This window comes from Streptomyces sp. NPDC029674, assembly GCF_044903205.1.
GTDB lineage: Bacteria > Actinomycetota > Actinomycetes > Streptomycetales > Streptomycetaceae > Streptomyces.
The window spans coordinates 775,765-795,101 of sequence record NZ_JBJDPY010000001.1 but is presented as its reverse complement, the minus strand read 5'-3'; the positions used below and the strand labels follow the sequence as shown (position 1 = coordinate 795,101).

Below are 19,337 nucleotides of genomic sequence, written 5' to 3'. Positions count from 1 at the left end.
GACTTTACGGAAGCCGGAAGTCGGCCAGGGCGGGCAGGGGCTGCGGCGAGGGCGGCAGGTTCGTGACGTCGATCGCGTACTGGACGGACGAGATCCGCTCTCGTGTTCCGGCGGGCAGCACGGAAAGGTCGATCCGGGGCAGCGTGGTGGCGTCGAGTACGAGGAGCGGAGTGCGGGGTGTCCAACGCTCGTCGTCGGCGGACCCCTCGGACCAGCCGGAAGCGGTCAGGCGCCGGTCCAGGGTGCTCAGAGTTGCGGGCGCATGCTCGGCCACCTCATGGCGTATGACCCGTGCGCAGTCGCCAAGGGTCCGTCCGTCGGCACCGCCGCGTGTGAGCTGGAGCGAGGCGAACCACAGAGGGCGGCCGGGAGCGGGATCGAGCTGGGTGAGTCCGTGAATGGTGTGGCGGCGCTGCTCCGAGGAAGTGGTCTTCACTTCCAGGTCGCATCCGGGCAGACCGAAGTCGTGCTCTTCACCGTCGGGGCCGGTCCAGGCTTCGACGGCAGTGGCCCAGCCGTACTCCCCGGCGAGCGAACGGAGCGCGGCAAGCTCGCCGATAAGGCCGATGCGCCTTTCCAGGCTGAGCGCGGGCGGTCTGCTGAGCAAAGCGGCCCAGGCCCTGACCGTTTCCGCGTAGGCCTGGTCGAGAGTGCGGCCATGAGCGACGATCCGGTCGGCGACCGCGCAGAGGAAATCGTGGAAGTCGCGGATCAAGGACGGCTGGGTGGTGCGTATTCGGGCGAAGCGGCCGCCCCGGTCGGCGAGTTGATCGATGCGGATGGTCGGAAGGGTGGCCTGCGGTGGACGCCCTTTGCTGTCCAGGCCGACGTGGAGCGCGATGTCTCTTCCGCCGTGCTCGACGACGTACGACACCTGTGGGTGGTCACCGGGACGGGAGAGCGGGAAGGTCGTTGCCTGCCCGGACCCCAGGTACTCCTCGACCTGCCCCCAGGGAACATGTGCGTTCAGGTCAGTCATCGTCGCCCACGCGATCAAGCTCTGCTCGAGCGGCGGACACCAGGATCGACTGCCACAGCTGGAGGTTGTCCTTCTCGCGGCTGCCGCTGTACTCCTTTTCGAAGACCTGGTGAAGCAGGACGTACAGCAGGGATTTGAGGACCGGGGCGTCGTTGAGACCCCCTCGGCGGCCGCCGAGGATCGCGGCCCGGTAGTGCTGATTGAGGACGACCGTGCGGTTGTCCCGGTCGATGTCGAAGAACAGGCTGTTGTCGAGCTTCAGCCAGCGGAACGAGATCGGGTCTTCGAGCGGGATGGCCGGCAGCTCGTCCGTGATCGTCTCCCGAACCGACGGGTCGATGCCCTTGCCCGGTGGGATCACCGCCTTGCGCGTGGTGCCGGAGCGCTTGCGGGCCTCGCGGTAGACGGTGTCGGCGTCGGCCAGGTACCGGAGGAAGTCGCGCCCCTCGCCGTCCGTCGCCTTCTCCAGGGCTGAGGTGAACTCCGGGGAGGCCTCGACGCCGGCCTTCTTCACGGTCAGGCGGAAGACATCGGCGGGGGCCTCGGGCAGGTCGACGGCGACGCGCGCCAGGGAGAGGTGCTGCTCGGGCTGGCGGAAGTTGTTCCAGCCGCCCGCCTGCACCAGGCGGTCGTGGCGGTAGAAGTAGAAGCCCTGGCGGTCGAGGACGGAGCCGACCGCCTTGTACTCGTCGACGTTGGACTTCGGGGTCCAGATGTGGGCATCGAGTACGACGTCGCCGACCGAGGGAAGCGCGACGGTGAATTTGCGTGGGTAGTCGGCGTGGCCGCTGACCGGGTAGCCGAACGGGTCCAGCGGCTCGACGCCGAAGTTCAGGTACTCCGTGCCGCTCCGCACGTCCTCCACCGCGATGGTGATGTTGAAGTCGTCGCGGGCCAGGAAGCGGTGCAGGTAGAGGCCGAGGTGCAGGCCCAGTTTGTTGATCGTCCGGTGGAGGTAGCGGTCCGTCTGGCCGCCCCCGCCGTGCTTTGGGAAGTCCTTGACCCCGTCCCAGCGCACGACCGTGCCCTGCCAGAGGATCGGCCGGTCGGCATACCGGTCGACGAGGTTCTGGGCGTAGTCCGGATCGACGATGTCGCACTGGAAGCCGGTGACGGCGCGCTCCATCAGCCATCGGCGTCCGGCTGTCCGGGTCCGCTTGGTCGTGCTGACCACCGTGACGGAGGAGGCGTGGCTGAGCGACGCGGACTTCAGTCCTGTACCGAACATGCCGAGGGCGCGCTTGCTGTAGTCGCGGCGACCGCCCACGGTCATGGCGACATCCAGTTCCTCGTCGCTCATTCCCTTGCCGTCGTCCACGACCAGGAGACTTACGAGCTGGTCCCCGTCCCGGAGGAAATGGATGACCACATCCTTGGCCCCGGCGTCGATGGAGTTGTCGACGAGGTCGGCGATGGCCACCTCGAATCCGTAACCCTGGCTGCTGAGCGCCTCCATGTACCGCGCGTCCGGCGGGAGGTGCTTGCTCCCTGCGGTGGGCACGTCGAACTGCCAGTCGGTGGTCATTTCCTCGCCTCGGGATCACGGCCGATAAATATGATCAATGGTGACCGTAGTGCAGAGGTCGGACAAGGGGTGGAAGTCTTGTGAATTGCCACAGTTGCTGATGCCGCCGCTATGGCAGAACTCCTAGTGGTGCCCGTGGCGGTGGGAGTCGGCGCACGACTCGGTCTTCGCGGAGCGGGCGGCTTTCCTGGCGCGGGTGATGGCCTCCGCGACAGCCTCCGGTCGCTCGTGCTCCCAGAAACGCAGCACCGTCCAGCCCGCAGTCTCCAAGTGCCGTGATGTCTCCCGGTCGCGCGTCATGTTCTTGTCGAGCTTGGCGCGCCACCACTCGGCGTTCGCCTTCGGACTGGTCGCGTGTTCCGGGCAGCCGTGCCAAAAGCAGCCGTCCATGAAGACGGCGATCTTGGCCTTGCCGAAGGCGATGTCGATGGTGCGTCGCGGCATGCCGGGCACCGGGACGTTTAGGCGGTAGCGCAACCCGGAGGCATGCAGCAGGCGTCGCACCGCGACCTCTGGGGCGGTGTCACGGGACACCTGCCTGCTCATGCGGGCGGAAACGGCGGGTGAGGACGGGACTGCGTCGGGCACATAAATATTGTGCCGGAGGGCGGCTGGGGGCCTCGTGAAAACCGGCCGAGGAGTTCAGGCGCTCGCGCCGTGGCACCCGTCGTAAGTGACTCCCGACCCACACCAACACTCCGCCCCCCGCTCCGGCGGCCAAGAAACCGCCCGCCCCCGCGCCGCCAGCGTCGTCGCGTACTGGGGGAGCAGGGACGCGTCCTCCGGAGACGTTGCCTCTGAGGCGGCGAAGGCCTCGTAGGACGGGACCGTGCCCGTGACGATGCCCAGGTTCGGGGTGCCGGAGGCGGAGAGTTCGCGGAGGGAGGACTCTATGGTCGAGAGGTGGGCCTCGTGGGAGGGGTATTCCGAGGTCAGGGACGGGTACGCCGTCAGGAGTTCGGTCAGTTCGGCGGACGGCCAGTGCAGGATCGCCACCGGGAACGGGCGGGACAGCGCCTCGCGGTACGAGCCCAACTCCGCCTGGATGCGGGCGATCTCGGCACGGAGTTCCGCGGGGTTCTCCGAGCCCAGGGACCAGACCCGCTTCGGGTCGTGGAGTTCGTCCAGGGAGACCGGGGCCGTGGAGACGCGGTCCGCCAGCGCGTCCCAGTCGTCGTGCTCCGCGCCCATGAGGCGGCGTACCCGGTGGCGGCCGAAGAGGAGGGGGTGCGTGGCGTACGGGGGGTCCGTCGTCGTGACGGGGACCAGGAGTGACACCGCCTCCGTGAACGTCGCCTGCGCCTGTTCCAGCTCGTCGTGCGACTCCAGGGACTCCGCCACGATCACCCACGGCGCCGGGTCCCGGGGCGACGCCGCGCGGACTCCGTCGATGATCGCGCGGGCCTCGGCCTCGTGGCCGTACTCCCAGAGATTCGACGCCTTCAGGGCGCGGATCAGGAGGGGCGCGGACGGCGGGTGCGGCGCGGAGGGTGACAGCAGGCGGTCGTAGAGCGCCGTCGCGCGGTCGCGGGCGCCGGCCAGTTCGAGGTGGGCCGCGGCCTGGAGGAGGAGCTGTTCGGCGTCCTCCGGGTACAGGTCGGCCGTGCGTTCCAGGCGCGCGGCTTCGGCGATGTGGTCGACGTCGACGTGGTCGGCGGCAGCAGGCTTCTCGGGGCGCATACGGGACACCGTACTGCCGAGTGCGCCTCCCGCAGGAGGGGCTGGGAGGACGACGGGGGGTGGTGCGGGCGTCGCTCCCGGGTTCCTCCCGGGTTCCCTCCCGGGTTCCCTCCCGGGTTCCTCTCGGGTTCCTCTCGGGTTCCCCCCCGGGTTCCTCTCCGGTTCCCTCCCCGTTCTGCCATGGATTGTTGCCGGGGCAGCGCCTATCCTCCGGGCGGCCGAAGGGGGAAAGGGAGGGGGAGGGGGAGGACGTGGGTGTGCGGGATCGTGTGCCGGTTGTTCAGCAGGGGCGCCGCCCGCGGCGCTCCTTCGGCCTGCGGCTGCTCTGGAACGGGGCCGAAGTCGCCGTCACCCTCGGGCTCGTCCTGCTCCTCCTCGTCGCCCATCAGCTCTGGTGGACCAACCGGCAGGCCCGCGCCGCCGCCGAGCGGAAGGTCGAGGCCCTTGAGGAGGAGTGGGGAGCGGCGGCTGCTTCTGCGGGGCCTCCTGGTTCGGATGCTGCCGAGGGCTCTTCCGGACGGCCTTCTGGAGGGGCTTCCGGACGGTCCTCCGGGGCGTCTTCGAGCGGTGACCGGGCGCCGCGCGATGGCCGCCCGTCCGCCGGGACCGCCGATGGCCCAGCCACACCCCGGCCCCGCTGGGACCAGGCCTATGCCGTCCTCCGCATCCCCCGCATCGGCATCCGCGTCCCCGTCGGCGAAGGCGTGAGCAAGGGTGCCGTGCTCAATCAGGGGTACGCCGGGCACTATCCCCGCACCGCCCAGCCCGGCCAGGCCGGGAACTTCGCTCTCGCCGGGCACCGCAACACCCACGGCGAGCCCTTCCGGTACATCGACCGGCTGCGGCGCGGGGACGAGATCGAGGTCCGGACCGCGGACGCCCTCTACACGTACGTCGTCGACAAGACCCTGGCGCGGACCTCCGCCCGCGACAGCGGCGTCATCCGGAGCGTGCCTCGCAGCGATGTGCGTGCCGGATACGGGTATCGCGACGCCGGGTACTACATCACGCTCACCACCTGTACCCCCGAGTACACCTCCAAGTACCGGCTCGTCGTCTGGGGGAAGCTGCGATCCATGCGGCCCGGACAGGGGCCCGGATAGGGTCGACTCTCGTGATCGCTCGCCGCCCCCACCTGGCCCGCCCCCACCTGGCCCGCCCCCACCTCCTCTGGCTTCTCGGGCCCTTCGTGCTTTACCTCGGAGCCCTTCCCCTCGCCAACCGCGTCCGGCCCGTCGTCCTCGGGCTGCCCTTCCTCTTCTTCTGGCTGCTCTGCGCGACCCTCCTCACGCCTGTGTGCGTGTGGCTGACCTACCGAGGGGATCGAAAAAGCCGGAAGCGGACGGAGGCGGGCGCTCATGAGTGACGGAGCCGTCGCCACCCTCGTCTTCGGCGTCTTCATGGCCGGCACCGTCGCCCTCGGGCTCGCCGCCGTCCGCGGGCGCGGGCAGCAGGGCGGGATCGCCGAGTGGTCCGTGGGCGGGCGCAGTCTCGGGGCCGTGTTCATCTGGGTGCTGATGGCGGGGGAGGGGTACACCAGCTTCAGCTATCTGGGGGCCGCGGGCTGGGGGTACAACTTCGGGGCGCCGGTTCTCTACGTCGTCGCGTACATGTCCTGCGGTTACGCCGTGGGGTACGTCGTCGGGCCCATGCTGTGGGCGTACGCCCGGCGGCACGGGCTCGTCAGCATCTCCGACATGGTCGCCCACCGGTACGGGCGGCCCTGGCTCGGAGCCGGTGTCGCGCTGCTCGCCACCGTCTTCCTGCTTCCCTACATCCAGCTGCAGATCACCGGCATGGGCGTCGTCGTCTCCACCATTTCCTACGGCGCCATCAGCCTCAACTGGGCCTATTTCATCGGCTTCGCCGTCACCACCGGGTTCGTGGTGGTGAGCGGGCTGCGCGGCAGCGCCTGGGTGTCCGTCCTCAAGGACGTGCTGGTGGTCGGGACTCTCGCCTTCCTCGCCGTCTACGTACCCCTGCACTACTTCGACGGGTACGGGCCTTTCCTCGACCGGATCGTGAGCGAGAAGAGGGACTGGCTGACGCTGCCGGGGAGCGGCGGGAGTGAGTACGGGCAAGCGTGGTTCGCCACGACCTCGCTGCTCAACGCGCTCACCGTCGTCATCTTCCCCACCACCGTCGCCGGATACCTCGGCGCCCGCAGCGCGGACGGGCTGCGGCGCAATGCCATCTGGCTGCCCGCCTACAACGTGCTGCTCTTCGTGCCCATGCTGCTCGGCATGGCAGCGCTCTTCGTCGTGCCCGGGCTCGTCGGCGCCGAGTCCAATCTCGCGCTCTTCAAGCTGGTGGTCGACTCGCTGCCCGCGTGGGCCGTCGGCCTCATCGGGGTCGCGGCCGCGCTCTCCTCCATCGTGCCCATGGCCGTGTTCATGCTGGTCATCGGGACGATGTGGGGCAGCAGCGTGCTGTCGCTGCTGCCCCGGTGGCGCACCCCGCAGCGGCAGAAGCTCGCCTCCCAGGGCGTGGTCGTCGTCGCGGGCGCGCTCGCCCTCGCCCTGACCTATGGGGCGCCCAACACCCTCGTACGGCTGTCTCTCATCTCTTACGAGGGGATGGCCCAGCTGGTGCCCATGCTGCTTCTCGGGCTCGTGTGGCGGAAGTTGTCCTTGGCCGGGGTGGTGAGCGGGCTCGTCGTGGGGGTCGGGATCGTGTGCGCGCTCGTCTTCAGCGAGCACGATCCGGTCTTCGGGGTCAACGCGGGGATCGTCGCGCTCGCCGTGAACCTGGTGGTCGCGCTCTTGGTGACGTACCTCGGGCCGGCCGACCGGCCGGACGCACGGCCCGATGCGGAGGTCCTGGCGAGCGATCCCCTCGACGACCGGGTTCCTGTATAGGCGACCTGGTTCCTGTATAACGGCAGTACGAAATAATGTTCGTACGAACTGTGAGGGGAGGAGGGCCGACCATGCACCGCATGATCCGAAGCTGGCGCGCTGCCGCCCGGCCCGCCCTGCTCCTCCTCTTCCTCCTCGTCGAGGTCGTCCTCGTCGACACCGGAGGCCTCGCCTCCGCCGTCGCGCTCGCCGCGACCGCCGCCGCGGGGTCCGCGCTCGCCGCCTGCTCCGTGATCGCCGCGCGCTGCGCACCCGCCGTGCCCCGCACCAGAGTGCGCACGGCCATCCGCGACCGTGAGATGCGCACCGCCTTCCTGCCCCAACGCGACCCCGACGCCCGGGGCCGCAGGCGCCCCCGAGCACCCGGCCGTCCCCTCCTGACGGCCGCGTAGGGGTTCCGTACCGCAACACCTCGCCCAACCAGCCCCTCGCGGGTCGTCACGCCGACGCGACGTCTTCCGTCGCTTCCTCTCCCGGCACGACGAAACCCTCGGAGGGCTTCTCCATGTCCGCGTTCCTGTCCAGTTCCCTGTCTTCCTTCATGTCCCTGTTCGCCGGGCTGGTCGAGCACATCGCCGACCTGCTCGACCCGTTCTTCCACGGTTCGGCGACCGCCGCCGCGATCGTCGTGTTCACCGCCTGCGTACGACTCCTCGTACACCCCCTCTCACGCGCCGCGGCCCGCGGGCAGAAGGCGCGCGCCAAGCTCTCGCCGCAGATCGCGGCGTTGCGGAAGAAGCACGGCAAGAACCCCGAGAAGTTGCAGCAGGCGGTGCTTGAACTGCACCGGAAGGAGCAGGTGTCGCCGCTCTCCGGCTGTCTGCCCAGCCTCTTCCAGCTGCCGGCCTTCTTCCTCCTGTACCACCTCTTCTCCAACTCCAGCATCGGCGGCGAGGCGAACGCGCTCCTCGGTCACACCCTCTTCGCCGCGCCGCTCGGCGGCCGGTGGACGGACGCGCTGGCCGAGGGTGGAGTCTTCGGGGCGCAGGGTCTGGTCTACGTGGCGCTGTTCGCGCTCGTCGCCGCCGTCGCCACCTTCAACTACCGGCGGGCCAAGGCGCAGCTGGCGGCCAACCCGCTGCCGCAGGCCGGGGACCAGCAGGTGCCCGGCATGGGCGGGATCGCGAAGGTCATGCCGCTGATGTCGTTCATGACTCTGTTCACGGTGGCCGTGGTGCCGCTCGCCGCCGCGCTGTACGTGGTGACCAGCACGACGTGGAGCGCGGTCGAGCGGGCCGTGCTGTACCGGGACATGCCGGGCGGGGCGGGGGCGCTGGCTACCGCCGGGTAACGGTCCAGTACGTGAACCGGGTATTGCATACGGCACAGGGACCTTGGACGATCGACCAAACCTCCGATGGCCGCACCCCATCGGCCGGGCCATGCTCGACCACGCTCGACCAAGGGAGACTGACCATGAAACTGCTGCGAGTCGGTACGGCGGGGGCGGAGCGCCCCGCGCTGCTGGACGCCGACGGGACCCTCAGGGACCTGTCGGGGGTAGTCGCCGACCTCGACGGCAGCGTGCTCGCCGACGCCGCCGCGCTCGGCCGGATCAGGGCCGCCGCCGACGCGGGTGACCTGCCCGTTCTCGCGGCCGAGGGGCTCCGCGTCGGACCGCCGGTGGCGCGCGTCGGCAAGGTCGTCTGCATCGGTCTCAACTACCACGACCACGCCCGCGAGACCGGTGCGGAGCCGCCCGCCGAACCCGTCGTCTTCTTCAAGGCGGCGGACACGGTGGTCGGCCCGGACGACACCGTCCTGGTGCCGCGCCGCTCGGTCAAGACGGACTGGGAGGTCGAGCTCGCCGTGGTCATCGGACGTACGGCGCGCTACCTGGAGTCGCACGAGGAGGCGCTGGCGCACGTCGCGGGGTACGCGGTGGCGCACGACGTCTCCGAGCGGGAGTTCCAGATCGAGCGCGGCGGCACCTGGGACAAGGGCAAGAACTGCGAGACGTTCAACCCGCTGGGCCCCTGGCTGGTCACCGCGGACGAGGTGCCGGACCCGCAGGCGCTCTCCCTGAAGCTCTGGGTCAACGGCGAGCTGAAGCAGGACGGCACGACCGCCGACCAGATCTTCCCCGTCGCGGAGGTCGTACGTTACGTAAGCCAGTTCATGACGCTCTACCCGGGCGACGTCATCAACACGGGTACGCCGGCGGGCGTCGCGATGGGACAGCCCGAGCCGAAGCCGTACCTGCGGGCGGGCGATGTGGTGGAGCTGGAGATCGATGGTCTTGGGCGGCAGCGGCAGGAGCTCAAGGACGCGTGATGCCCCGCTCAGGCACGTGATGCCCCGCTCAGGCACGTGATGCCCCGCTCAGGCACGTGACGCGAGTCCGGCGTCCCCGGTTCACCGGGCGGCGCCGGCCCGTCATCATGACGAGGTGCGACTGACAGCGGTCCAAGCCGCGCTCACCGGCACGACGCTGGGTGCCCTCGCCACCTTCTCCAGCGCCTGGCTCATCCAGCGCGCCACCACCCGACGCGAACGTGAGAACCGCGTGTGGGACCGGCGGATGGCCGTCTACGACGAAGTGATGATCGTCGTCAGGCGGATGGCGGACCTCAGGGAGGCCGTCCGGCGGACCGGCGCCTTCCCCGAACGGCGGACCGGAGAGACGGGCCCCGCCGACGACATGTCACCGCTCCTGGCCCGCCTGGAGATCTACGGCAGCGACGCGCTGCTCGCCGCCTGCAAGCACGCCTTCGCCGCGCGCCGGCGATGGAAACTCGCCTGGGGAAAATGGCACACCCAGCGGGAGAACAACCCCCGGATCAGCGACAACGACGAATTCTGGATCGAGTTCAAGAAGGCCGTGAAGAAATCCAGGAAAGCCGACCGGCGTGTGCTCGCCCTGCTGCGCGCGGAGGTCCACGTGGAAAGGATCTCCTGGCGGCGGAAGTTGTCGATGCGGCTGGTGCGGCTGGTGCGGCTGACGAGGTTCAGGTTTCGCATTCCGTGGCGGAGACGCTCCATCGGCCCCTGACCGAATATCCCTTGGATTCCCGTCGGATGTGCCACGGGCCCATTCCACGGCAACCAATTCTGGCTACCATGGCGTCTTCCGGGCGACAGCGGGGGTTCGCTCAGGGGATCCGGACGGGGGGCTGGTCCGTGGTGTACGACGAGCACTTCATCGAGATCTTCCGGAGCGGCTGCCGGCAGGGCGGCGAGTGCCGGCGGGGCGACGACTGCCGGCGGGACGAGGGGCTCGGGCAGGACGAGAGCTGCCGCCGGGGCTCGGGCGTGCGGCTCACCCGGGAGTTCGCCCTCACCGCCGCGCACTGCCTCAAGGCCCGTGAACTCAAGGGCCTCGACCCCCTCATGCTCCGGCTCTCGGGCGGCAAGCAGGTCACGGGCGGCGTGCTGGACTACGACCGGCGGTCCGACCTCGCGCTGCTCAACCTCACCTTCGCCGAGGGCGAGGACGTCCAGCTCCCGGGAGTCTGCTTCGACGACGCCCGGCAGGACGAGGTGTGGAAGGCGACCCACCAGCCCCCGGAGAGCGACGACGTGCTGACCGGCAGCGTCGCCGACGTCTCCTACGAGTACGGCGAGCCGCAGAAGGGCGTGAAGATCTGTGCGCTGCGGCTCAACTGCCATGCGGGGCCCGAGGATTACGGCAGGTACGCGGGGAGCCCGGTGGAGCGCGGCGACCCCTACCGGCCGACGTCGGTCCTTGGCCTCATCGTCGAGCGGCGCCCGGGCGCGGGGACGGCGGGCGACACGGTCTTCGCCGGCACCATCCGCGAAGCCGTTCGGCAGTTCGACCGCTTCCGGTTCCGGATCGAGGACCTGGCCAGGGAGCAGTGGCCGCTGGCCGTCCGGCCGCACTCGGTGGAGGCGACCGAGACGGAGCAGAAGCTCCGGGTCAGCGCCGCGGTGGCCGAGGCTCTCAAGAAATCGGGCCACGACTCCGTGGTGACGGTGCACTGGATACGCCGCTGACCAGCACAGCCGCTGACCAGCACACGCCGCTGCCTCAGCACACGCCGCTGACCCAGCGCACCGGCACGTGGGCCGGCGACAACCCGGGAGGGACCATGACGACGACCATGCGGTACCTCGACGACGCCATAGCCGTCGCCGAAGAGATGCTCCTGGCGCCCGCCGGGCCGCGCCGGCAGGACAAGGGCCGTCTGGCGGCCTATGTGAAACACGTCCGCAGGCCCGACCCCGCCGACGGGTTCCAGCAGTTACGGGCGGGCCAGCTCATCCATCTGGCCAAGCTGCTGAGCGCCCTCGGTATGAAGACGCTGTCCCTGTCGGTGGCCGACATGACGCTGCGGCACATGGAGATCGTGGAGGCGGACCGCGAGGTGTACGCGGCGTCCGTCTGGAACGAGCTGGGCTCGCTGCTCGCCGAGCACGGCGAACTGGAACGGGCCAGGCTCGTCCTCGGCCGCGCCCTGAGCAGGGCCGAGCGGGGCAGCCGGGTTCCCGAGCGGGGCCGGATCCTCGCCAACCTGAGCGCAGTCAGCCTGCGCAGGGGCGACCTGGGCGACGCCGACTTCTGGGCCGACAAGGCGCTGGAGGAGATGGACACGCGGCCCGGCGACGACCCCGACGCGCGGCTGACCGCGGACCTGGTGCGGCTGGAGGTCGCGAGGTCCGGCAAGGACATCGACCGCATCCAAGACACCCTGCAGAAGTTCGACAGGTCCGCGGAGCACTCCATCGCCCTCAAGGGCGGCGACCATCCGGCGTCCATCGCCGCCCGGCGGGCCCTGGCCACGGCGACGTTCGAGGCGGCCTCGGCCTGGCACGACGTGGAGCTCAGCGAGCGGCAGCTGACCGAGCTGGAGATCGTGAAGCTGAACGCCTCCGCGTTCCTGGGGGCGACCCACCGCGAGACCATCGTGGCCCAAGCGGCGCTCGCCGTCGCCGAGTTCGAGGCGGCGGGCGGCGGCAGCGGGAGCCTGCTGCGCCGGCGGCGGGCCGTGGTGCTGCTGGAGTCCGCCGAGGAGATGGCCGTCGAGGCGCTCGGCCGGGAGCACGACCAGACCCTCGCGATACGGGAGGCGCTCGCCCATCTGCGGGCGGCCACGGTGCAGACCGACGACCTGCCGTACCGGATCGACCGCACGTATACGCCGCAGGAGAACGACGTCCGCAACACCGCGAAGAAGAAGGCGATCGACGCGGAGCGGAACGTGATCCGGCTGACCGCGCACGCGGGCGCCTCGTATTTCCTCGCCGACCTGGACATCTTCTACTGGCAGATTCACCGCGCCCTGGAGCGCGGCACCTATTTCCACGTCATTCTGAGCAGCCCTTGGAACAATCTCGCGATCTTCATGCAGCACGGCGCGGACTCGGAGCCGGTGAGTCACCAGAACATCGTGGACCGGGTGCGGGCGAGCACGTATTACCAGGAGACGTTCCTGCCGGTCATCGACTCCTACAAGGATCTGCGCGACCAGTTCCCCGACCACATCGAACTGAAGCTGACGCCCACCGACATCTCCGGCTCGACGCTGCTCACGTCGGAGGCGGGATTCTTCGAGCCGTACATCACGATGAATCCGCTGCAGCGCACCCGCAGGGGCCTCAGCGTCTTCGAGCACCAGTTCCTGAAGGACAGCAAGTACTACGAGGACAGCCTGGCGGCGTTCCGTACGCAGTGGGAACTGACCAGCACCTGGGAGCAGTTCGGGATGCACGAGGAGAAGCACAAGGAGCGGCTGCGGGCGCTGATGACGACCCAGTCCGACGACCGGTGGAGCAAGAGCCAGACGTAGCTCAGGGGCAGACTCATGGGCAGTGCAGGGCGCCGTCCCTGACGCTCCTCAGGACCTGTGCCGAGCCGACGAAGAGCGCGTCGGGCAGCGCGTCCAGGGGCCAGAACTGCCAGCGCACACAGCGGTCGGGCTCGCGTACGCGGATGTCGCCGGTGTAGTCGACGACCTCGACGCCGACCTGCATGTGGTGGTTGGCCGCCGGGTCCGGGTCGGTCACACAGGCGACGCGCAGGTCGAGGGCGCGGATGCCGGTCTCCTCCGCCAACTCCCTGCGGGCGGCGCCCGTCAGGGACTCGCCCACCTCCAGGTGGCCGCCGGGCAGGCCCCAGGTGCCCGCGCCGAAGCAGTTGGCCCGCAGGCCGAGCAGGACGTCGCCGCCGAGGCGGACGACCGCCTGGACACCAACGCGTACGTGCGCTGTCATCGGGATCTCCTCACAGGGCTGGTGCGTCGTCCGGTTCCGGATAGGTGCCGGCGAAATTCTCGACGTTCCTGGCAGGGGTGATGACCTCGGCGGGCCGGAGCGTACGGTCCGCGAGCTTCTCGAAAAGATTCCCGATCCGCCGTTCCTCACCCTCGTCGACGACGACGATCTCGCAGTCCGGGTCGATGAAGAAGTAGCTGCCGGTGCGGGTGCGGTTCCGGTACACCCGAAGCGGAACCTCGTGCTCCTGGGCGGCCGCCTCGCACTCCTTCACCACGTCCTCGAACTCCTCGTCGCCGAGCGAGAGCCAGTCCCGGTTGTCCGCGCCGTAGTTGGTCTCCGACATCTGGTAGACCTTCCACACGTCCGGCCTGGACCGCTCGTCGATCAGGTCCAGGACGCGCGGTGCGCCCTTGACGTTGAGGCGGGTGACGACGGTGCCCAGCTTCACCTGGACGTGCCGGTGGTTTTTGCGCACCTCCCTGAGCAGGCCGAGGACCCGGTCGCGGTGCGGTGCCGGGCTGCCGGTGCGCAGCAGACCGTGCTCCCCCGCGTCCCGGGACTCCAGCGGCAGGGCGATCCAGGAGAGGTGGGGGAGGATGCGGTGCATGGTCTTGAGAGGGGCGAGGCCGTTGGTGCTGAGGACGACGCGGGGCGGCCGCCCGGACGGCAGCGGCCGGCTCAACTCCCCGGCCAGATCGGCGAGATACGGCAGCAGTGTCGGTTCTCCACCGGAGATGACGACGCCTTGCACCCCTCCGTCCCGGAGGACTCCGACCACGTCCAGAGCTGTGTCCCAGGACATGGATGGGACCTCGTGACGGGGTCCGAAACAGAAGGGGCAGCTGAGGTTGCAACGGCCGATGGGGCGCAGATCCACGAATGCGGGCAGTTGCATGCAGGACACTATGGGGCGTCAGGGGAAGCGGTGTGCCGCTTCCCCTGCTTCAGCGAGTGGGTTTTCACTCTTTGCGTTGAACAATCCCGGTTCAGGCTGCGACGAACCGCTCCAGCGCCGACACCACCAGCGCGTGATCCTCCACCTGAGGCAGCCCCGACACCACCACCGTGCCGACCACCCCCGCGCCCTCCACCGCGATCGGGAACGCGCCGCCGTGGGCCGCGTACACGTCGGGGTCGAGGCGGGAGGAGTCCTCGAACGTCGTGCCCTTGGCGCGGAAGCGGGAGCCGACGAGGTACGAGGAGCAGTGGTACCGCTCGACGACGCGGCGTTTGCGGTCGATCCACGCGTCGTTGTCGGGGGTCGAGCCGGGCAGCGCCGCGTGGAAGAGCTGCTGGCCGCCGCGGCGGATGTCGATCGCCACGGGTGCGCCGCGCTCGCGGGCCAGCTCCACCAGGAGCGTGCCGAGCGCCCACGCGTCGTCGTACGTGAAGTGGGGCAGGACGAGGCGGCGCTCCTGGGCCTCCAGCTCGTCGATGGCCGGCGGGGTCACCTGGGGCGCGGTCACAGCGTCACCGCCACGCCGTCGCGGGCCGAGCGGCGGGCCGCCTCAAGGACGTCCAGGGCCGCGGCGGCCTCGTGCGCGGTGACGGGGTTCTCACCGGTGCCGCGCAGGGCGTTCGCCACCGCCTCGTAGTACGCGGGGTAGTCGCCCGGCAGCGTCGGCAGCGGGGTGCCGCCGCCGGTCGGCGGGGACTCGCCGGCTCCGACCGTCCCCCACATCGACTCCGGCTCAACGCCCCACGGGTCCTCCGTAGCCGTGGTCGGGCGCTTGCCCTCGCGCAGGGCCGCCTCCTGCGGGTCGAGGCCGTACTTCACGTAACCGGCCTGCGAGCCCAGGACCCGGAAGCGCGGGCCCAGCTGGGCGGTGGTGGCGCTGACGTAGAGGTGCGAGCGGACGCCGTTGGCGTGGGTGAGCGCGAGGAACGTGTCGTCGTCGGCCTCCGCGCCCGGGCGCCGGACGTCCGACTCCGCGTACACGCTCACGACCGGTCCGAAGAGCACCAGGGCCTGGTCGACGACGTGGCTGCCCAGGTCGTAGAGGAGACCGCCGATCTCCTCCGGGTTCCCCGACTCGCGCCAGCCGCCCTTCGGCTTCGGCCGCCACCGCTCGAAACGGGACTCGAAGCGCCATACGTCGCCGAGCCCGCCGTCGTCGAGCAGCTTGCGCAGCGTACGGAAGTCGTTGTCCCAGCGGCGGTTCTGGAAGACGGAGAGGAGCAGTCCGCGCTCGTCGGCGAGGGCCGCGAGCTCGCGCGCCTCGGCGGCCGTGCCCGCGACCGGCTTGTCCACGACGGCCGGCAGGCCCGCCTTCAGGGCGGCGGTGGCGAGCGCCACGTGCGTCTTGTTCGGGGACGCGATGACGATCAGGTCGAGCTCGTCCGCCCGCTCCCACAGCTCGTCGGCCGAGGCCGCGCAGCGCAGTCCGTCGCCGAACTCGGCGCGGGCCTGCGCCTGCCGCTCCGGGTTGGACGTGACGACCGTGTCGAGGACGAGGCCGTCGGTGGCGGCGATCAGCGGGGCGTGGAAGACGGAACCCGCGAGGCCGTATCCGACGAGCCCGACGCGGAGGGGGGAGCCTGAGGTGCCTGTGCCGGTCATCTTGGAGCCTGTACCAGTCATGTCCTCCACTTAAGCAACGGTGTTGCCAAAGTGCAAGCGGGCGGGACAATGGCCCTGTGATGTCGTACGTGAACAGGGGAAACCCCGGAGTGAACCTGCCGGTGCTGCGCGGGCACAACGCCGCGCTCGTGCTCGATCTGCTGCGCGCGGCGGGCGAGGAGGGCATCAGCCGCCTCGAACTCGCCGAGCGCACCGGGCTCACCCCGCAGGCCGTCAGCAAGATCACCGCGCGGCTGCGGGCCGAGGGTCTGGCCGCGGAGGCGGGCCGCCGCGCCTCGACGGGCGGCAAGCCCCGCACCGTGCTGCGCCTCGTCCCCGCCGCGGGCCACGCCGTCGGCCTCCACCTGGACCGCGACGAGCTGACGGCGGTCCTCGTCGACCTCACCGGCACGGTCGTCGCCGAACGCCGCGCTCCGCTCGCCTTCGGCGCGGGCGCGGAGGCGGTGGTGGAGGTGGCGGTGGGGGAAGTGCGGGGGTTGCTCGCGGCAGGGGCGAGCGGTGTCGCCGGCACCGGCGACGGTACCGGCGCTGTCACCGGCTCTGGCTCTGGCACTGGCGACGGCGCTGGCGCTGGCACCGGCTTCGGCACCGGCGACGGCACGGGCACTGGCGCTGGCGCTGTCAGCGGCACTGGCTCTGGCGCTGGCATCGGCGACGGCACCGATACCGGCTCTGGCACTGGCACTGGCACTGGCACCGGCGACGGCGACGGCACCGGCTTCGGCACTGGCACCGGCTTCGGCACTGGCACTGGCACCGGCTTCGGCGCTGGCACCGGCTTCGGCGACGGCATCGGAGACGGCGACGGCGTCGTCGCCGGGGGCAGTGGTGGCGGGGGCTTCGACGGCGGCAGCGTCTCCGGGGTCGGGGTCGCGCTGCCCGGGCCGCTCGACCACGCGGCGGGCGTGCTGCACCGCGTCACCGGGTTCCCGGAGTGGGACGGGTTCGCGCTGCGGGACGTGCTCTCGGAGCGGCTCGGGCTGCCCGTCGTGGTCGACAAGGACACCAACGCCGCGGCGCTGGGCCTCGCCCTCGCGGGCGCCGCCGACTCCTTCGCCTACCTCCATCTGGGCACGGGGCTCGGCGCCGGGCTCGTGCTCGGTGGCGCGCTGCACCGCGGGGCCCGTACCGGCGCGGGGGAGTTCGGCCACCAGGTGCTCCAGCTGGACGGGCCGCCCTGCGAGTGCGGGGACCGGGGCTGCGTCGAGGCGCTCTGCCTCGCGGCCGTCGCCCGTGGCGACCTCGACGAGGCGGCGCGGGTCCTCGGCACGGCCGCGGGCAACCTCGTCGGCCTCCTCGACATCGACCGCGTCGTGCTCGGCGGGCGGACCGTCTTCGCCGCCGAGGATCTCTTCGTACGGGGGGTCGGCACGGTCGTCGCGGAACGCGTCCGGCGCGGGGGCGGGACCCTCCGGGTGCCGGTGAGTCTCGCGCCCGGAGGAGAGCGGGGGGTGGCGGAAGGAGCGGCCCAACTGGTGCTGGCGCCGTTGTTCGGGCGTGCGGAGGTGGTGTTTCCGGCGCGTTGAGGGCGAGTTGCCGGGGGTGGGGGCGCGGGCACCGGTGTTATGCGCGGGCGGGGAGTTCTCGCCTGATCGTGGGGCTTGGGCAGGCCGATCGGTCCTATCCGCGGGCGGTGCGGTGGCCGGGGCGCGGGCGCGTGGCAGGGTCGGAAGCGGTGTTGACGCCCGGGCCCCGGCCCCCGGCCCGGGCGCATCCGTCGCCACCCGTCCGTCGGCTGCTCAGCAGAGGTTCTGAGGTTCTCCATGGCCTTTCGCAGTTCTCTCGTCCTTGGCGTCACCGCTGCGGCCGCCGCCCTCCTGTCCACCGTGGCCATGGCGCCCGCGGTGGCCGCCGCGGACGGCGAGGGTGTGGGGGAACGGCGGCGGGACGAGTCCGGCGTTCCGGCGTACCGGGGGCGTCCCACCTGCGCGGACGAGGACCGGGCCGAGTTCCCCATCGACACCCGCATCCGCCGCGGCCCCGCCGCCTACCGGCCTGGCGGCGGTCCTCAGGAGTGGACGGTCGACCTCACCAACGCCACCGACGAGCCCTGCGGCAACATCCACCCGGTCCTCGTCCTCGTGGACGCGGAGCGGACGCTGACGCCCGAGCAGGTGCGGCTGCGGTTCGAGGACGGGAAGCGGTGGCGGCCCGTGCCGTTCGAGAAGACCGTCAAGGGGGAGAACGTCGGCGTCTTCGACGACGGCTTCGCAGGCTTCACGGTCGCGCCGGGCCGGACCGTCAGCGTCAAGGTCCGGCTCGCCTTCACGGCCGGCGCCGGGCCCAACCACGTCGTGGCGTCCGCCGCGCTCGTCCAGCGCAGGGACGGCGACGGCGACTGGGTCGGCACCTCCAACGACTACTCGTTCGACGTCACCACGGGCAGCTCCGAGGAACCGTTCCAGGCGCTGCCGCGGCTTCCGGAGCTCGCGGACACCGGCCGGCGCACCCCGATCGCCCCGGTGCTCGCCGCCGCGGCCGCCGCTGTCATCGGGGGCTGCGCTCTCATGCTCGGAGCCCGACGTCTGCGAACGGGACGCCCGCGGACCGGACGCCCGCGAGCCGGACGCCCGCGGACCCGACGCCGCTGACGGCGACGTCGGGGACGTCGGCGCCCGTTCACGTACGTCTGCGAACATCCCCGGGTGGACAACCCGAACACCGCGCACCTCCCCGCCCACCTGCTCGACCAGGCGCCGGGCGCCCCCGTCCGCTCCGGCATCCCGGAGCACGGCCGCATCCCGAAGTACTACGCCGTGAAGGCGAGAATCGCCGCGCTCATCGAGGAGTTGGGGGACGGGCAGCCGCTGCCCACCGAGCGGGACCTCGCCGAGCGGTACGAGGTGGCGCGCGAGACCGTGCGGCAGGCGCTGCGCGAACTGCTCCTGGAGGGGCGGCTGCGCAGGCAGGGGCGGGGGACGGTGGTGGCGGGGCCGAAGCTGGAGCAGCCGCTGTCGCTCGCGAGTTACACCGAGGGCGTGCGGCGGCAGGGGCGCACCCCGGGACGCAACCTCATCTCCCTCGACCGGTTCCCGTGCCCGCCCGCGCTCGCCCGCGAGATCGGCGGCGACGTGGGCGAGCCCGTCTGGCACATGGAGCGCGTGCTGCTCGCCGACGAGGAGCGTGTCGGCCTGGAGAGCACGTACGTCTCGGTGGCCCGCGTGCCGCGGCTCGACGAGGAGTTCGAGCCGGACTCCTCCTTCTACGCGTACCTCCGCGACCGCCTCGGCATCTCCTTCGGGGACGCCGACGAACGGATCGAGACGGTCCTCGCCACCCCGCGCGAGGCGCTGCTCATCGGGACGCCGCCCGCACTGCCCATGCTGCTGATCCACCGCCTGTCGCGCGACACGTCCGGCCGCCCGCTGGAGCGGGTGCGCACCCTCTACCGGGGCGACCGGTTCTCCTTCACCACGCATCTGGGCGGCTGAGTCCGCGCACCCCGCGCACCCGCCCCGTAGATAACGGAAACATAACGGGTCTAGGCCAACCTTGGGTGGCCGTTCACCGTCCCGTTGCCGCCCGGCCCCGCGCGGGACA

At 71.0% G+C, this 19,337-nt stretch carries 20 protein-coding genes; 12 read left to right on the top strand and 8 right to left on the bottom strand.

Annotated features, from left to right (window positions below; genetic code table 11):
* Window positions 1-4 precede the first annotated feature (4 nt).
* The 4 genes from ACI2L3_RS03485 to ACI2L3_RS03470 form a co-directional block, all read right to left on the bottom strand.
* Complete coding sequence (locus ACI2L3_RS03485) at window positions 5-979, bottom strand: PD-(D/E)XK motif protein (RefSeq protein WP_404750600.1); 975 nt, start codon at window positions 977-979, stop codon at window positions 5-7.
* Window positions 972-2,504 (bottom strand): ATP-binding protein, encoded by a 1,533-nt coding sequence (locus ACI2L3_RS03480; protein ID WP_404750599.1) that lies wholly within the window; start codon window positions 2,502-2,504, stop codon window positions 972-974. The genes ACI2L3_RS03485 and ACI2L3_RS03480 overlap by 8 nt, the downstream gene beginning before the upstream one ends.
* Before the next feature lie 123 nt (window positions 2,505-2,627).
* Complete coding sequence (locus tag ACI2L3_RS03475) at window positions 2,628-3,050, bottom strand: very short patch repair endonuclease (RefSeq protein ID WP_404750709.1); 423 nt, start codon at window positions 3,048-3,050, stop codon at window positions 2,628-2,630.
* A gap of 96 nt (window positions 3,051-3,146) precedes the next feature.
* Window positions 3,147-4,184 carry a hypothetical protein gene (locus ACI2L3_RS03470; protein ID WP_404750598.1) on the bottom strand — a complete coding sequence of 346 codons (1,038 nt, stop codon included), beginning with the start codon at window positions 4,182-4,184 and terminating at the stop codon, window positions 3,147-3,149.
* Window positions 4,185-4,441: 257 nt separating this feature from the next.
* On the opposite strand from ACI2L3_RS03470, the gene ACI2L3_RS03465 reads away from it, so the two are divergent.
* From ACI2L3_RS03465 to ACI2L3_RS03425, 9 genes are all read left to right on the top strand, one after another.
* Window positions 4,442-5,287 carry a class E sortase gene (locus tag ACI2L3_RS03465; RefSeq protein WP_404750597.1) on the top strand — a complete coding sequence of 282 codons (846 nt, stop codon included), beginning with the start codon at window positions 4,442-4,444 and terminating at the stop codon, window positions 5,285-5,287.
* A gap of 11 nt (window positions 5,288-5,298) precedes the next feature.
* The gene (locus tag ACI2L3_RS03460; RefSeq protein ID WP_404750596.1) at window positions 5,299-5,550 is read left to right on the top strand and encodes a DUF3311 domain-containing protein; all 252 of its coding nucleotides are present in this window, start codon (window positions 5,299-5,301) and stop codon (window positions 5,548-5,550) included.
* Window positions 5,543-7,042, top strand: a complete 1,500-nt coding sequence (locus ACI2L3_RS03455; protein WP_404750595.1) for a sodium:solute symporter — start codon at window positions 5,543-5,545, stop codon at window positions 7,040-7,042. Before ACI2L3_RS03460 ends, ACI2L3_RS03455 begins: the two co-directional genes overlap by 8 nt.
* Window positions 7,043-7,122: 80 nt before the next feature.
* Complete coding sequence (locus ACI2L3_RS03450) at window positions 7,123-7,434, top strand: DUF6412 domain-containing protein (RefSeq protein WP_404750594.1); 312 nt, start codon at window positions 7,123-7,125, stop codon at window positions 7,432-7,434.
* 137 nt (window positions 7,435-7,571) lie between these two features.
* Window positions 7,572-8,333 carry a YidC/Oxa1 family membrane protein insertase gene (locus ACI2L3_RS03445; RefSeq protein WP_404750708.1) on the top strand — a complete coding sequence of 254 codons (762 nt, stop codon included), beginning with the start codon at window positions 7,572-7,574 and terminating at the stop codon, window positions 8,331-8,333.
* Window positions 8,334-8,458: 125 nt separating this feature from the next.
* Window positions 8,459-9,316, top strand: a complete 858-nt coding sequence (locus ACI2L3_RS03440) for a fumarylacetoacetate hydrolase family protein (protein WP_404750593.1) — start codon at window positions 8,459-8,461, stop codon at window positions 9,314-9,316.
* A gap of 115 nt (window positions 9,317-9,431) precedes the next feature.
* A complete protein-coding gene (locus ACI2L3_RS03435; RefSeq protein WP_404750592.1) occupies window positions 9,432-10,034 on the top strand; it encodes a hypothetical protein in 603 nt (200 codons plus the stop codon).
* A gap of 128 nt (window positions 10,035-10,162) precedes the next feature.
* A complete protein-coding gene (locus ACI2L3_RS03430; RefSeq protein WP_404750591.1) occupies window positions 10,163-10,996 on the top strand; it encodes a hypothetical protein in 834 nt (277 codons plus the stop codon).
* A 95-nt stretch (window positions 10,997-11,091) separates the two neighbouring features.
* Window positions 11,092-12,789, top strand: coding sequence for a hypothetical protein (locus ACI2L3_RS03425; protein ID WP_404750590.1), 1,698 nt, complete (start codon window positions 11,092-11,094; stop codon window positions 12,787-12,789).
* A 13-nt stretch (window positions 12,790-12,802) separates the two neighbouring features.
* Here ACI2L3_RS03425 and ACI2L3_RS03420 read toward each other — a convergent pair whose 3' ends face one another.
* From ACI2L3_RS03420 to ACI2L3_RS03405, 4 genes are all read right to left on the bottom strand, one after another.
* Window positions 12,803-13,213 carry an NUDIX hydrolase gene (locus tag ACI2L3_RS03420; RefSeq protein WP_404750589.1) on the bottom strand — a complete coding sequence of 137 codons (411 nt, stop codon included), beginning with the start codon at window positions 13,211-13,213 and terminating at the stop codon, window positions 12,803-12,805.
* A gap of 10 nt (window positions 13,214-13,223) precedes the next feature.
* A complete protein-coding gene (locus ACI2L3_RS03415) occupies window positions 13,224-14,111 on the bottom strand; it encodes a radical SAM protein (RefSeq protein ID WP_404750588.1) in 888 nt (295 codons plus the stop codon).
* Window positions 14,112-14,202: 91 nt separating this feature from the next.
* Window positions 14,203-14,682: a heme-degrading domain-containing protein gene (locus tag ACI2L3_RS03410; RefSeq protein WP_404750587.1), complete on the bottom strand. Its 480-nt coding sequence runs from the start codon at window positions 14,680-14,682 to the stop codon at window positions 14,203-14,205.
* A complete protein-coding gene (locus ACI2L3_RS03405; RefSeq protein WP_404750707.1) occupies window positions 14,679-15,776 on the bottom strand; it encodes a Gfo/Idh/MocA family oxidoreductase in 1,098 nt (365 codons plus the stop codon). The genes ACI2L3_RS03410 and ACI2L3_RS03405 overlap by 4 nt, the downstream gene beginning before the upstream one ends.
* A gap of 80 nt (window positions 15,777-15,856) precedes the next feature.
* Between ACI2L3_RS03405 and ACI2L3_RS03400 the strand changes: the two genes are divergently transcribed.
* From ACI2L3_RS03400 to ACI2L3_RS03390, 3 genes are all read left to right on the top strand, one after another.
* Window positions 15,857-17,323, top strand: coding sequence for an ROK family protein (locus tag ACI2L3_RS03400; RefSeq protein WP_404750586.1), 1,467 nt, complete (start codon window positions 15,857-15,859; stop codon window positions 17,321-17,323).
* A gap of 237 nt (window positions 17,324-17,560) precedes the next feature.
* Window positions 17,561-18,388, top strand: coding sequence for a hypothetical protein (locus tag ACI2L3_RS03395; RefSeq protein ID WP_404750585.1), 828 nt, complete (start codon window positions 17,561-17,563; stop codon window positions 18,386-18,388).
* 54 nt (window positions 18,389-18,442) lie between these two features.
* Entirely contained in the window at window positions 18,443-19,228 is a 786-nt protein-coding gene (locus ACI2L3_RS03390; protein ID WP_404750584.1) for a GntR family transcriptional regulator, read from the top strand.
* Window positions 19,229-19,337: the final 109 nt, after the last annotated feature.